Genomic DNA, 13,458 nt, shown 5'->3' on the forward strand with positions numbered 1-13,458 from the left:
GCGGGCGTAGTGCTTTAACGCTTCAACAGCGGCCAGCAGCCCAGTAACGCCGGGATTCCCAGACCGACCCAGGCGACGGTATCCCACAGGCCGTCACCCAGTAATGCGCTGATCAAACCTACCGCACTGAGCAGGCCGATAATAAGTGGCAAGGCAAATGTAGATTGACGCCAGTTCATGCGCGCACCTCGACGGCGTTGGCTCGCGCTGCTGAGCCATAGCGTTTTACCCACCACAGATACAGCCCGCTGAGCAGGACAATAATGGTCAGCACGTCGAGCACAGCCCAGAGGATTTGCATGGGGCGGCCGCCGTAGTCGCCGAAATGCAACGGTGACGACAAGGACAGCGCATCCATGTACCAGGGACGCTGGGCGACAGCGGTGACTTCGAGCGTGCGGGCGTCGATCAGAATCGTGGTCAACAGGTGCGACGTGAGGTGCGTGGAGCCTTTCATAAACACGCCGTAATGGTGCTCGCTGGAAAAGCGCGTGCCGGGAAATGCAATGAAGTCGGGCTGCATGCCAGGCGTGGCTTGTTTGGCGATGGCCAGCAAGTTATTGGCGGAAGCGCGTTCGGTCAGCGGCGGCGCATTGCGATAGGGCTCAACCAGCGCGCTCAGGGCATCATTACGCCATGCGCTGATCAGAATATCGGCGCAGGCACTGATGACTCCTGTGGTTCCGACCACAATTGCCCAAGTTAGCGTGACGATGCCGATCAGGTTGTGCAGGTCGAGCCAGCGCGTGCGCGAGGATTTATCGCGGCGTACGGTGGCAAAATCGAGCCGGCGCATAAAGGGTGAGTAGAGCACCGCACCGGATACGCAGGCGATCACAAACAGCAGGCCCATAAAGGCCAGCAGCAATTTACCCGGCAAACCGGCAAACATATCCACATGCAAACGCAGAATAAACATCAGCACGCCACCGTTGGCGGCCGGCATTTCTATGGCTTCGCCTGTGCGTGCGTCGAGCATAAAGGTGTGTGAAGAGTTGGGTTCGGTGCCCGCCGTGGCGGCCATGATGAACACCACGCCATTGCTGTCTTCGTCGTCGTAACCGATGTATTGCACGACTTCGTGAGGGCGTTCGCGTTCGGCTGCTTCCACCAGCTGTTGCAGGCTCAGATGCGGCGTATCCGCCGGCATTTCGCGCAACTCGGGTGCTTCGCCGAGCACGTGTTCAAGTTCGTGATGGAAGATCAGCGGCAAGCCGGTCAGGGCCAGCAGCAGTAAAAATACGGTGCAGATCAGGCTGGTCCAGGTGTGAACCTGTGACCAGCGTTTAATAGTGCGACTGCGCATAACGGGGAGTCCATTGGAGGAGGCGACCCGCTGGCAGCAGGTCGCCACTCAACTCAGAATTCGAGCTGAGCCGAGAAGGTCACGGTGCGAGGGGCGCCCAGGTACGAGCTGTTGAGCCAGTATTCCTTGTTGGCCAGGTTGCTGACATTGGCGCGCAGGGTCAGGTCGTTGTCGCTTGAGAAGGCAGTGCGGTAGCGCATGCCGGCATCAAATGTAGTGACCGATGGCAGGCTGTGGTTGTTGGCCTCGTCGGTGTACATTTTGCCGGTGTAGTAAATCCCACCAGTGAGTGCGACGCCTGGCAATGCACTCAGCTCATATTCGTTGTACATCTTGGCGAATTGGCTGGCGACGTTGACCGGAGTCTGGCCTTCGTTGACGGCATTGTTCGACTCTTTAACTTCGGCGTCGAGCACGGTAAGACCACCGACAACTGTCCACTGCGGCAGTGGTTTGCCGGTAACGCTCAGCTCCAGACCGGTGTTCTCCTGACGGCCGTCCTGGCTGAAGATGCGCGCCGAGTTGGTGTAGCTGTTGGGCTTCTCGATATTAAACAGCGCAGCGGTGAGCAAGACTTCGCCAACGGTGGCTTTAACCCCCAGCTCATACTGCTCACTGACTTCCGGACCGAGTGCCTGGCCAGCATTGAGCGCAGTGCTTGGAGCAATACCGCCTTCCTGAAGGCCTTCGATATAGCTGGCGTAGGTGGTCAGCCAGGGCAACGGCTTGTAGACCAGCGAGAAGTTCGGCGAGGTTTCGCTTTCTTTATAAGTGGTCGCGGTTTCGCCGTAACCAAATGCGTTGGCCCAGACGAAGTCGTTGCTGTAAGTCTCGATGGTGGTGCGGGTCAGGCCGACAATGGTCGACCACTGATCGTTGAAGGTAATGATGTCGCCGATCAGGAAGTTGTCGCTTTTGCTACGGCTGGCGAGGCGCTGGTCGCCGTTGCCAATGCTGTAGTTGGGTTTGTCTACCTGCGGGTGTTCAGTCAGCGGCAGCTCAGGCGTGACTGATTGATATTGCGGCCCCGGAAACGGAACGTGATCTTCGTAGTTGCGCACGCGCGCGACGTTGCCCTGATAACCGACAGTCAGCTTGTGGCCGGTGGTGGCAGTGTTGAACACCGAGTCGAGGAACAGGAAGCCTGAGGTTTCCTCGGTTTCGACCGGGGCGAATGCATACAGCGGCTGCGTGTAGACACCGGCACTGTTAATTTCCGGTCCGGTGTAGGTGTATTCGTTTTCGTACTGGCTGTAACCCAATGCGCCGCGCAGGGTGAAGGTGTCATCCAGACGCCAGTTGAAACGGCTGCCTACGCGGTCGTGCTCGCTGTCGGAGAACGCCCAACGCTGGCTATACAACTCGTCGTTATCCAGTTTGTCGGCATCCGGACGCAGGCCTTGATCGGCAAAATACCAGTAGCTGGTCAGGCCGCGTGTTTCACTTTTCTTGTGCGACGCATCGAACTGGACCAGCAGGTCGTCACTGACATTCCAGTCCAGCGCGAGGGAAATCATCTCGCGACGGTCTTTCTGCATCTCGATGGCGGTTTCACCGTCCTGTCCAAGCACGTTCAGGCGGTAGGCGAACACGCCGGCTTCATCGATCGTGCCGCCGAAGTCGCCGTGCACGTAGTAGTTTTCGCCGCCAGCGTTGCCCAGCGTCACGCTGTTATAGCGCTGATATGTCGGGCGCTTCAGCACATAGTTGACCAGACCGCCGGGGTTGGCCGGGCCATAAAGAAAGCCGCTGAGACCGCTGAGAATCTCTACCTGCTGCATTTCTTCGATGTAATTGCCGCCGTCGTAGCCATTGCTGAAACGCAGGCCATCGTTAGCGATGCTCAGGTTACCGGCGTCGCTGAAGCCGCGCATGCTCACCGAACTGGCATAGCCTGCCGTGGTTGGCGAGCGCAATTGCGTTGATGGGTTGATCTTGAACACATCATCAAGTGAGGTGGCCTGGATATTCTCCAGCAGATCATTGCTGATCACATTGACCGAGTAAGGCGTGTCCTTGAGCGGCAGGCCGCCCAGCGCGCCGACGTTCTGCACGGCGTCATTGCGATAACCATCGGCTTCGCTGCCGGCGGTGAGTTGGCTGCCGGTCACGGTGACATCAGGCAGTGCAGCGGCATCGGTTGCTGCCGGAATTACGCTGTAGCTGCCCGCACTGCTGCGCTGCAATTGCAGGCCGCTGCCTTGCAGGGCGGCGTCCAACGCGGCGGTAGCACTGAACTCGCCCTGTACCGGGCGCGACATCTTGTTGGCGGTGAGCGCCGGATCAACACTCAAGGCAATGCCCGCTTGTGCAGCAATGCTGTTCAGCGTGCTGCCCAGAGGCGCGGCAGGCAATTGATAGTTTTCGGCTATGGCCAGAGAACTGAAACCATTGAGGGCGAAAGCAGCCGCCAACAGGTGACGCTTTTGCAGAGGAGGGCGCAGCATTGTGAATTACTCCCAAAGGATAATCATAATCATTACCTTTGTTACCGAAGCAAAATCAAAAAGTGACAGGGCTGCTGCGCATTTTTTTCAAATTTTTTTAGGGGCGGGTTTGCGTGGCCGGCAGCGGGGCTGCAGGAACGACTTTTACCCACCATTTGCTGTGCTGTTCAATCTGCACCGGCAGGCTTGGAGGCAAGGCGGCCAGTGCCAGATCGGTATTGAACAGCGGAAAACTGCCGCTAATACGCAAGTTGGCAATGCTCGGGTCGACGCTGAGAAAGCCCGAACGGTATTCGCCAAGCGTGTCGAGCAAATCGCTCAGACGCAGGTTGTCTGCCAGCAGCATGCCGTGACTCCACGCATCCGCAGCCAAGGGAGCTGGTGTAGACGAACTGATGCCCTTGGCGTTAATGACGACCTGTTGGCCCTCTTCAATGATGGTGTTGTCGGGCACTGCGGTCGGGGTAACTTCGACGGCGGACTTGAGTACCGTCAGGCGGGTGGTATTGGCGTGCTCGCTGACCAAAAACCGGGTGCCCAGCGCATGCAGGCGGCCTTGCGCTGTTTCGACAATAAACGGTCGCTGATCGCCGTGAGCCGTTTCGATCAGAATTTCACCGTTCAGTAACACCAGGCGCCGTTCCTTTGCCGTGAACTTGATGTCGACTGCGGTGCGGCTGTTGAGAGTCAGGGTCGACTGATCAGCCAATTGCAGCTGGCGATGCTCACCGCTTTGGGTGATTTCGTCTGCCATATAGTCGGTTAACGGGCGCTGCTGGTTGAGCACGCTCAGGCCAAGCGTCACGGCAAGGGTTAAACCAAGCGCTGAAACGGTGATCGTTTTGGACTTTGTCTGGGCCTTCACATGCCCTTCTAGCAAGGTTGCGCGTACCAGTGGCGTGCTGTCGCGGTTGATGTCTTGCTCAATCTGATGCAAACGCACCCACGCTTCTTCGTGCTCGGGATCGGCCTGGCGCCAGACTTCGAAGGCGCTGCGCTGGGCAATATCCAGCTCGCCAGAAGAGAACTCAAGATGCCAGTCAATGGCCTGCTCAAGTGCAGTGCGGCTAACCCTCGTCATTCAGGCATTCCATAGCGGGCGACATAACATTGGCGTAATCCCTGCGCCAGGTATTGGCGAACACGTGATACCGACACGCCGAGCAGATCGGCGATTTGCTGATGCTTGAGGCCGTCTACCTGACTGTAGAGGAAGGCGGCACGCGCTTTGGCGGAGAGTTTGCCGAGTAGCTGGTCGATTCGCAAGAGCGCTTCCAGCGCCATTTGCTGCTCTTCCGGGCTGGGTTGCAGCGGCAATGGCAGCTGCGCCAGCTCACAAAGGTAGGCTTGTTCCAGGCGCTTGCGCCGATGCTGATCAATCACCAGGCCTTTGGCGATGGTGGTGAGCAGGGCGCGGGGCTCCTTGGGCAACTCAAGGTCGGGCTTTGCCAAGAGTCGGACAAAGGTGTCCTGACTGATGTCTTCGGCATGCTGCGGGCATTTCAGGCTCTTGCGCAGCCAGCCGAACAACCAATCTCGGTGGTCAAGGTAGAGCGTGCCTACCAAATGATGATGGGGTGGTCGGGGTGTTGTCACGCAAGGGGCTCTGGTAGGTGTATCGAGAATTATTCGCATATGATCGCAGAGCGGTGCTTGTCTGTGCAATCGCTGGCACGCTGCGCTGTGATGAGCGGTAACTTTCGCGTGTGTTGCCGACATATTGGCGTCATTTGTGCCCGGTTATACGCCGCAGGCAGTGCTTCAGGCTTATTTCGCGCATGCATTCATAGATGCAGATCAATACGCCTGAGTTGTTTAGTACATAAGCTTTGCGGCTGATTTTTTTATGTGTGCCTTGCCATGACTGTTGCTCAAATCACCGAATTGCTGGCGCCCGCTGGCAGCCTGAAAAACATGCGTTACGCCTTTGCCTATGGCGCCGATGCTGTGTATGCAGGCCAGCCGCGCTATAGCTTGCGGGTGCGTAATAACGAGTTTGATCACGCCAATCTGGCCCTTGGCATCAATGAGGCACACGCCCAAGGCAAGCAGTTCTATGTAGTGGTCAATATCGCCCCGCATAACGCCAAGCTGAAAACCTTTCTCAAGGATCTGCAGCCGGTAATCGAGATGGGGCCGGATGCACTGATCATGTCTGATCCGGGTTTGATCATGCTGGTGCGTGAGCATTTTCCTCAAATGCCGATTCATTTGTCGGTGCAGGCCAACGCCGTGAACTGGGCGAGTGTGAAGTTCTGGCAGCAGATGGGCTTGGCGCGGGTGATTCTTTCGCGAGAGCTGTCGCTGGAAGAAATCCGCGAAATTCGCCAGCAAGTACCCGACATGGAGCTTGAGGTGTTTGTCCACGGGGCCTTGTGCATGGCCTATTCCGGACGCTGCCTGCTCTCTGGTTACATGAACAAGCGCGATCCCAATCAGGGCGCCTGCACCAATGCCTGCCGCTGGAAGTATCAGGCTGAGCCGGGCAAGGAAGATGAGCTGGGCAATATAGTCAAAGTGGTTGAGCCAACGCTTGGTGACGGCGCGCCTACTGATCAGGTATTCGTGCTTAACGAGAGCAGCCGACCGCAAGAACAGATGACCGCATTCGAGGATGAGCACGGCACTTACATCATGAACTCGCGTGATCTGCGCGCCGTGCAGCATGTCGAACAGTTGGTGCAGATGGGTGTGCATTCGCTGAAAATCGAGGGTCGCACCAAGTCGCACTACTATTGCGCCCGTACTGCGCAGGTTTACCGCAAGGCGATAGACGATGCGCAAGCGGGCCGGCCATTCGACAAGTCGTTGATGGACACCCTGGAATCACTCGCGCACCGCGGCTATACCGAGGGCTTCCTGCGCCGCCATGTGCATGACGAATACCAGAACTATGAACGCGGCTCCTCGGTGTCGGAGCGCCAGCAGTTTGTCGGTGAACTCACCGGCAAGCGGGTTAACGGTTTGGCTGAGGTGTTGGTCAAGAACCGTTTTGCCGTGGGCGACTCGCTGGAGCTGATGACGCCCAGGGGCAACATGCATTTTATTCTGGAGTTGCTGCACAACAAGCGCGGCGAACCCGTTGAGGTTGCGCCGGGTGATGGCCACGTCATGTATCTGCCGGTACCCGAAGCAATTGAGCTGGAATACGCGCTGCTGATGCGCGATCTCTGATCAACGCTGTACGCGTTATCGCAGCCGCCCAATGAGTCGGTCGCGCTTGTGGATTTAAACCACGGCGCGAGACCGACACATATTCTGCTGCTCTGCTATTTCCCTTCTGCTGCAAACCCACACCCATGGATCAATCATCGTCCGCGGCTCAAGCGCGGCGGTATTCGCTTGTCAGTGTCTCAGGGCTTTGCAGGCAGGCGCGTGAGGAGTTTGTGCGGTGCTGGGTTTATGCTATCAGTTGAAACCATATTTTTTGAATGCTGCTTGATAAATTGCATATTTATGCTTATTTCAATGTGAAAGATTGATTTGATGATTTTTGATTAGTTTGAGCTGAAAGTATATTTGCGTTAGGATGCGCTGATGCTTTTCAATGGATTTACGCTTTTTCCTTCCTTTTTGGGTGTCCACCTCTTGGTCACCTGCTTTTGCGTTGTGGCCTGCGCCGCAACCTTCGTTCCGCCTCGGCGGCTCTCTTGCTTAGTTTTTAGCAAGCAAAAAATGACTGGAGATAACAATGAAACTGTCAATTAAGTTGGCCGGCTGTCTGGCCCTGGGCGTATCTGCTGCTTCGATGCAAAGCTTTGCTGCCCCACAATGTGAAATCGACCGTCCTGTTAATTTTGGTGGCATGGCCTGGGAATCCAACATGCTCATGGTCGAGGTAGAACGCTTCATTCTCGAGCACGGCTATGGCTGCAAAAGCCAAGTCCAACCGGGTGGTTCATTGTCGATCCTTGCAGGTCTTCAGCGCGGTGATGTCGACGTTATCTCTGAAACCTGGAAAAACAGCATCGCCGATGCATGGAAAAAGGCCGAGAAGAGCGGCAAGGTTTCCTCGATTGGTACGGCATTTGTCGGTCAGGAGTCCTGGTATATCCCGGCCTACACCGCCGCCAAATATCCTGAGCTGAAGTCGGTAACCGACCTGCCGAAGTACAGCGACAAGTTTGCTGATCCGGAAGAGCCGGGCAAAGGCCGCTTCTATGGTTGCCCGGCAGGCTGGGGCTGTGATGTCAGCTCGCACAACATTTTCAAAGCACTGAACATGGGTGAAACCTACAGCTACTACTCGCCAGGCACCGCGGCTGCACAGCGCGCTGCAATTACTTCGGCAGTGAAGCGTAAGCGTGACATCGTGTTTTATTACTGGGTGCCAACGCCAATGGTCGGCGAGATGGACCTAGTGCGTCTTGAGATGCCTGAGTACAACGAAACCAACTACCTGTGCATCACCGATCCTGACTGCGTGAAGCCTGTCGCCAGCGACTACCCGCAGACCGAAGTGCTGACCGCCGTGAACAACGAGTTCAAGGCCAAGGCGCCGAAGCTGGTCGAGTTTCTGTCCAAGGTTTCGGTCAAGCCGGATGACCTCAACGCCGTTATGGCTTGGGCGAATGAGAACGGCGCCGAAAGCGATGAAGCCGCTATGCATTACATGAAACAGCACCCGGATGCCTGGAGCAAGTGGCTGCCGGAAGACGTAGCTGCCAGTGTCAAAGCAGCGCTCTAAGCGCTGGTGCAAGTAGGTTGAGCACTGCTGCGGCTTAGGCCGCAGCAGTTGGATTGAACTAGAGAACGTGCTTATGTCTGATAATTTTCCTCAAGTGTTTGATGCCCGCGGCATGCGTCACTCCATCGACCAGTTTGTCGAAGGTCTGGTGACTAACTATGCCGATGTGCTGGAAACCATCTCGGCGCCGTTCCTGCACATGCTGGTATGGATTGAACAACTGCTGCGTACCGCTCCCTGGTGGAGCGTGGTTATCGCGGTTGGAGTTATTGCCTGGCTCGCAAGCCGGCGGATTTTGATGGCGCTGGGTATGGCGCTGATGTTGTGTGTGGTGGGCCTGCTCGGTCTGTGGGATCAGGGCATGCAAACCCTGGCGTTGATGATCATGTCGACGGCCATTTCTGTAATTATTGGTATTCCTGTGGGCATCATGATGTCGCGCTTCAGTTGGTTACGGCGGATTATGCTGCCGGTACTGGATGTGATGCAGACCATGCCCGGCTTTGTTTATTTGATTCCAGTGGTCATGCTCTTTGGTCTGGGCAAGATCCCGGCGATTATCGCCACGGTTATTTATGCAGTACCGCCACTGATCCGCCTCACGGATCTGGGCATTCGACTGGTCGATCAGGACGTACTTGAGGCATCGCGTGCCTTTGGTGCCAACCCTCGCCAGCAACTGTTTGGTGTGCAGCTGCCGCTGGCGCTGCCCAACATCATGGCTGGCATTAACCAGACAACCATGATGGCGTTGTCGATGGTGGTGATTGCCTCGATGATTGGTGCGCGTGGTCTGGGTCAGGAAGTTCTGCTCGGGATTAACCGGCTTGAAGTCGGACGCGGCCTGCTGGCGGGTACTGCGATTGTGGTGTTGGCAATTATTTTTGACCGCATCACCCAGGCCTACGGCAAGCGCCAGACGGCGGGGGGGAACTCATGAGCAAGATTGAAATTCGTGGCATCTACAAATTGTTTGGTGATGACCCCGAGAAGTACCTCGAACAAGCCAAGGCTGGCATGAGCAAAGAGCAGATGCTTGCCGATAACGGCCATACCATTGGCTTGCGCGACATCAGTCTGAGCATTGAAGCTGGCAGCATCTTCGTGATCATGGGCTTGTCCGGTTCGGGCAAGTCAACGCTGATTCGCCACTTCAATCGCCTGATCGAACCGACTGCCGGCGAGATTCTGGTCGATGGCCAGAATGTCATGGAGCTGGGTACGCGTGACCTGGAGACGTTCCGCCAGCAAACCATGAGCATGGTGTTCCAGCGCTTCGGATTGTTGCCGCACCACAGCGTGCTCGACAACGCCGCATATGGCCTGAAGATTCAGGGCATGGGCCGCAAGGAGCGCGAAGAGAAAGCCACGCACTGGCTTGAACAAGTCGGTCTCGCAGGTTTTGAGCAGCAGTTCCCGCATCAGTTGTCGGGCGGCATGCAGCAGCGTGTCGGCTTGGCGCGTGCGTTGGCTACAGATGCTGAAATTCTGCTGATGGACGAGGCCTTCTCGGCGCTCGATCCACTGATTCGCCGCGAAATGCAGGATCAGTTACTGGCGCTGCAAGCCAAGCTCAACAAGACCATCGTGTTTATTACGCACGACCTGGATGAGGCGTTACGTCTGGGCAACCGGATCGCGATTCTTAAGGATGGCGAGCTGGTTCAGGAAGGCACGCCGGAAGACATTCTGCTGCACCCGGCCAACGATTACGTGCAGTCATTCCTGCAAGACGTTAATCGCGGCAAGGTGCTGACAGCATCGCACGCGCTCAGCCGGGGTTCACTGACCCTGACCACGCGCACTCAGCCGGCCAAGGCGCTGCAACTGCTCCAAGAAAAAGCGCGTGATTATGCGCCGGTTCTGGATGGCAAGGCGCTGCGCGGAGTGATCACTGTCGCCTCGGTGCAGAAGGCTCAGGCGGATGGCGCGCGAGACATTGCCAACTACCTTGATGACGTTACCTCGGTGCCCGCCGATACCGGGCTCGATGAGGTGCTCGGGCACATGCTCCGCGAACAGCAGCCGTTAGCCGTAACCGGTGAAAACGGTGAGTTTGTTGGCTGGCTGTCACGCAGCAAAGTCAGCGAACTGGTCAGCCCGACGCCAGAAGAGTCGCAATGATCCGCTGACCTGCAATGAATAAATAACGCCTGATGCTTAATCGCTCAGGCGTTTTTTTGTGGGCGAAGGCCGTGAATAAATCGTCCGTCACCTTCACTCATTCACCCCATTTAACCCGGAGGATGGATAGCCCCTGCGGGGCAATCCGTCAAAGCGATCTACACCTCACCCCTGCAACTAAGCCTGTGCCTCCACCTCAGGCCGAATTGTGTGTCGGCTTCACGGATGAAACTGCTTACGTCGACGATAACCCTCAAGCGCCCCAGTCAACTGGTGCAGGCTGTCCAGCCCGTTCTGGCGCGCCTTGCTGAACATGATCAGCGCCAGCTCGGCCGTCACCATTGCGTCGGCACTGGCGTGATGACGCTGATGCACCTGCAAGCCGAATTGCTCGGCCCACGCCTCAAGACTGCCCCGGCGGGGCGCATTGTCTGGACACAGCAGTGGCGCCATTTCGGCGACATCAAGAAATGGGTGGCGTAACTTGATCCCCAGCGTTTGCTTGAGGGCGCGGCCGAGCATGCGCTTATCGAAGTTTGCATGAAAGGCCAGCAGCGGGCTGTCGCCAAGGAACTCCATAAAACTCAACAGCGCTTCACTCGGATCAATTCCGGCGGCGATATCGAATGGTCGCAGGCCGTGGATGAGAATGCTCGCGTTGATCTTCAGGTCATGGCGCTGGACCACGCATTCGAATTGCTCGCCGAGCACAATTGCGCCCTGATTGATCACCACCGCGCCGATCGACAAGACCTGATCGCGGCGGGTATCAAGCCCCGAGGTTTCCAGATCGAGCACCACAATGCGTTGCTCGGCCAGTGGTGTTTTATCGAGCGCGGCGGGTTTGCCAAGCGCGTCCACGCGCGCCTGTTGCTCAGCGTCGAGTGAGGGTTTTGCGCCAGTAAGCCAGGTTAAAGCATTCATAGTTGGTAGCGTTGTGCGAGGCTGCTTTGCAGGCGCTGAGCCTGGCGGAATGATTCACGCAGGATGCGCCGGTCCAGATGGTTGAGGGTGTCTGGATCAAGGCGGTTGGAGTAGGGCAGGTTTTGTTTGGCTTGCAGTTGGTGTTGCTGCATGCGGGTTTGCTGGATGAAGTGATAGGCCTCTTCATACGCCGCGCCGTCTAGCTCATCAATAACGCCTTTGCGAGTCAGCGCGCGCAGGCGCTCAAGGGTGTTACAGGCGCTTACGCCATTGGCCAGCGCCAGTAGCCGGGCGCCATCGACAAACGGCGTAAGGCCCTGGATCTTGAGGTCGAGGGTGTCCTTTTCGACGCCTTTGCGCGCCACGACGAAATCACGGATCAGCCCCAGCGGTGGTCGGTGACGCAAAGCGTTTTCGGCCATCATGCGTTGAAACAGGGTGTTCTGGGCAATCTTGGCGAGTAACTCTTCGCGCAGTTGCTTGACGCCTTTTGCAGGGCCCCAGACCGCGCGCAAATCAAAATAGATGCTTGAGCGCAGCAGGTGCTCGGGCGTGGTGGTGGCGATGAAACTATCAAAGCGCTGACTCCACTGTTGTTGCGACAGGCACAGCTCAGGGTTGCCGGCCATGATGTTGCCGGTACACAGGGTGAAGCCACAGCGGGCCAGGCGTTGATTGATTTCCTGTGCCAGCGGCAGGAGTTTTTGGCGGATGCTTTCGGCGGCGGCATCAGAGTCGGCGGTGAATACGATGCCGTTGTCCTGATCGGTGAGCAGGGTTTGTTCGCGGCGACCTTCACTGCCAAAGCACAGCCATGTGAATTGCACACCCGGATCGCCGAGATCGGCAATGGTCAGTTCAATCACCCGGCATACGGTCTGGTCGTTGAGCAGGGTAATGATGTGGGTAATTTGCGTCGAACTGGCGCCATGCGCCAACATGCGGTCGACCAGCAGATTGATGTCGCTGCGCAGGGCAATCAGGGTTTCAAGCTTGCTGGCCGTGCGCAGTGTGCGCGCCAGATGCACCAGATCGACCCGCTGTAATGAAAACAGATCGCGCTCCGAAACCACGCCACAGAGTTGCTGGTCCGTGATCAGGCAAACGTGGGCGATGTGCCGTTCGGCCATGGCAATGGCGGCGTCAAACGCGCTGGCTGAGGGCGGCAGTGCAAAGGGATTGGGCGTCATCAGCAGTTCGATCGACTGATCGAGGGATTCGTTGTCGGCGATTACCCGGCGCAGATCGCGCAGGGTAAAAATGCCCAGTGGATGCTGTGCGCTGTCGACTACCACAATGCTGCCGACGTGCTGCTCGTGCATCTGCCGGACCGCATCGCGCAGGCTGCACTCAGCTGTGCAGGTTACGGCTGTGCGCATGGCCAGTTCGCTGAGCGGGGTATTCAGCGAATATTGCTCGCCAAGGCTTTCTGCCGCGCGTAACTGCACCTGCTGATTAACCTGATCGAGCAGGCTGCTGACCCCGCGCAGGGCAAAATTGCGCAATTGCTCAGAAACGCTGAACAACTTGCGGAATGCCGGCTTATCCAGCAACAGGCAGAAGCTGTCTTCGCCTGCCAAGTGCCGCGTGCGCGTGGCGCGTTCACCGATCAATGCGGCCAGCGGGAAGCATTCGCCTGTGGATATCTCGAAGGTGCTCTGTTCAGGTTGCTTGCCTGCGTGCGGGCGTTCGCCCACTACACGACCCTGTTTGACGATATAGAAGAACTCGACCGGGCCATCTTCCGGATTGAGGATGGTTTCGCCCTGTGCATAAAAGCGCAGCTGACAGTGCTCAACCAGATAGGCCAGATGCGCCATGTCCATCTGGTTGAATGGCGGGAATTGCTGCAGGAAGGCCATAGTGCCTTGAATGTTTTGCAGCACCGCGCTCTTGCCGGTTTCAGTAAAGGTGTTGTCAGCCATAGCCGGGCCCTGGTTATTAACCTGTATTTTTTAGCCAGTGTGCGT

General features: G+C 57.1%; 11 protein-coding genes. 4 read left to right on the top strand and 7 right to left on the bottom strand.

The genetic code is table 11. The features are described from left to right. Positions 1-14: 14 nt before the first annotated feature. The 5 genes from FEZ62_RS20245 to FEZ62_RS20265 form a co-directional block, all read right to left on the bottom strand. Positions 15-179 (bottom strand): hypothetical protein, encoded by a 165-nt coding sequence (locus FEZ62_RS20245; RefSeq protein WP_170827712.1) that lies wholly within the window; start codon positions 177-179, stop codon positions 15-17. Then, positions 176-1,306 (bottom strand): PepSY domain-containing protein, encoded by a 1,131-nt coding sequence (locus FEZ62_RS20250; protein ID WP_172929596.1) that lies wholly within the window; start codon positions 1,304-1,306, stop codon positions 176-178. The genes FEZ62_RS20245 and FEZ62_RS20250 overlap by 4 nt, the downstream gene beginning before the upstream one ends. A gap of 53 nt (positions 1,307-1,359) precedes the next feature. After that, on the bottom strand, positions 1,360-3,753 hold the full coding sequence (locus FEZ62_RS20255) for a TonB-dependent receptor (RefSeq protein ID WP_172929597.1): 2,394 nt from the start codon (positions 3,751-3,753) through the stop codon (positions 1,360-1,362). A gap of 97 nt (positions 3,754-3,850) precedes the next feature. Beyond that, entirely contained in the window at positions 3,851-4,834 is a 984-nt protein-coding gene (locus FEZ62_RS20260; RefSeq protein ID WP_172929598.1) for a FecR family protein, read from the bottom strand. Then, positions 4,831-5,349, bottom strand: a complete 519-nt coding sequence (locus tag FEZ62_RS20265; protein ID WP_345940459.1) for a sigma-70 family RNA polymerase sigma factor — start codon at positions 5,347-5,349, stop codon at positions 4,831-4,833. The genes FEZ62_RS20260 and FEZ62_RS20265 overlap by 4 nt, the downstream gene beginning before the upstream one ends. Before the next feature lie 264 nt (positions 5,350-5,613). Between FEZ62_RS20265 and yegQ the strand changes: the two genes are divergently transcribed. From yegQ to FEZ62_RS20285, 4 genes are all read left to right on the top strand, one after another. Beyond that, positions 5,614-6,927: a tRNA 5-hydroxyuridine modification protein YegQ gene (gene yegQ, locus FEZ62_RS20270; RefSeq protein ID WP_069898165.1), complete on the top strand. Its 1,314-nt coding sequence runs from the start codon at positions 5,614-5,616 to the stop codon at positions 6,925-6,927. Positions 6,928-7,444: 517 nt separating this feature from the next. After that, a complete protein-coding gene (locus FEZ62_RS20275; RefSeq protein WP_172929600.1) occupies positions 7,445-8,440 on the top strand; it encodes an ABC transporter substrate-binding protein in 996 nt (331 codons plus the stop codon). A 112-nt stretch (positions 8,441-8,552) separates the two neighbouring features. Next, complete coding sequence (locus FEZ62_RS20280; RefSeq protein ID WP_079235525.1) at positions 8,553-9,380, top strand: proline/glycine betaine ABC transporter permease; 828 nt, start codon at positions 8,553-8,555, stop codon at positions 9,378-9,380. Beyond that, complete coding sequence (locus tag FEZ62_RS20285; RefSeq protein ID WP_172929601.1) at positions 9,377-10,564, top strand: glycine betaine/L-proline ABC transporter ATP-binding protein; 1,188 nt, start codon at positions 9,377-9,379, stop codon at positions 10,562-10,564. The genes FEZ62_RS20280 and FEZ62_RS20285 overlap by 4 nt, the downstream gene beginning before the upstream one ends. A gap of 219 nt (positions 10,565-10,783) precedes the next feature. Here FEZ62_RS20285 and FEZ62_RS20290 read toward each other — a convergent pair whose 3' ends face one another. Next, positions 10,784-11,488 (bottom strand): 3'-5' exonuclease, encoded by a 705-nt coding sequence (locus tag FEZ62_RS20290; protein ID WP_172929602.1) that lies wholly within the window; start codon positions 11,486-11,488, stop codon positions 10,784-10,786. After that, a complete protein-coding gene (locus FEZ62_RS20295; RefSeq protein WP_172929603.1) occupies positions 11,485-13,413 on the bottom strand; it encodes a putative nucleotidyltransferase substrate binding domain-containing protein in 1,929 nt (642 codons plus the stop codon). The genes FEZ62_RS20290 and FEZ62_RS20295 overlap by 4 nt, the downstream gene beginning before the upstream one ends. Positions 13,414-13,458: the final 45 nt, after the last annotated feature.

The organism is Pseudomonas sp. MS19 (assembly GCF_013277615.1).
Taxonomy (GTDB): Bacteria; Pseudomonadota; Gammaproteobacteria; order Pseudomonadales; family Pseudomonadaceae; genus Aquipseudomonas; species Aquipseudomonas marincola.

Bases quoted from the DNA above. Each gene is read 5' to 3' on its own strand.
- FEZ62_RS20255 (WP_172929597.1), bottom strand. From the start codon at position 3,753: ATGCTGCGCCCTCCTCTGCAAAAGCGTCACCTGTTGGCGGCTGCTTTC.
- FEZ62_RS20250 (WP_172929596.1), bottom strand. From the start codon at position 1,306: ATGCGCAGTCGCACTATTAAACGCTGGTCACAGGTTCACACCTGGACC.
- FEZ62_RS20290 (WP_172929602.1), bottom strand. From the start codon at position 11,488: ATGAATGCTTTAACCTGGCTTACTGGCGCAAAACCCTCACTCGACGCT.
- FEZ62_RS20285 (WP_172929601.1), top strand. From the start codon at position 9,377: ATGAGCAAGATTGAAATTCGTGGCATCTACAAATTGTTTGGTGATGAC.
- FEZ62_RS20275 (WP_172929600.1), top strand. From the start codon at position 7,445: ATGAAACTGTCAATTAAGTTGGCCGGCTGTCTGGCCCTGGGCGTATCT.
- FEZ62_RS20245 (WP_170827712.1), bottom strand. From the start codon at position 179: ATGAACTGGCGTCAATCTACATTTGCCTTGCCACTTATTATCGGCCTG.
- FEZ62_RS20295 (WP_172929603.1), bottom strand. From the start codon at position 13,413: ATGGCTGACAACACCTTTACTGAAACCGGCAAGAGCGCGGTGCTGCAA.
- yegQ (WP_069898165.1), top strand. From the start codon at position 5,614: ATGACTGTTGCTCAAATCACCGAATTGCTGGCGCCCGCTGGCAGCCTG.
- FEZ62_RS20280 (WP_079235525.1), top strand. From the start codon at position 8,553: ATGCGTCACTCCATCGACCAGTTTGTCGAAGGTCTGGTGACTAACTAT.
- FEZ62_RS20260 (WP_172929598.1), bottom strand. From the start codon at position 4,834: ATGACGAGGGTTAGCCGCACTGCACTTGAGCAGGCCATTGACTGGCAT.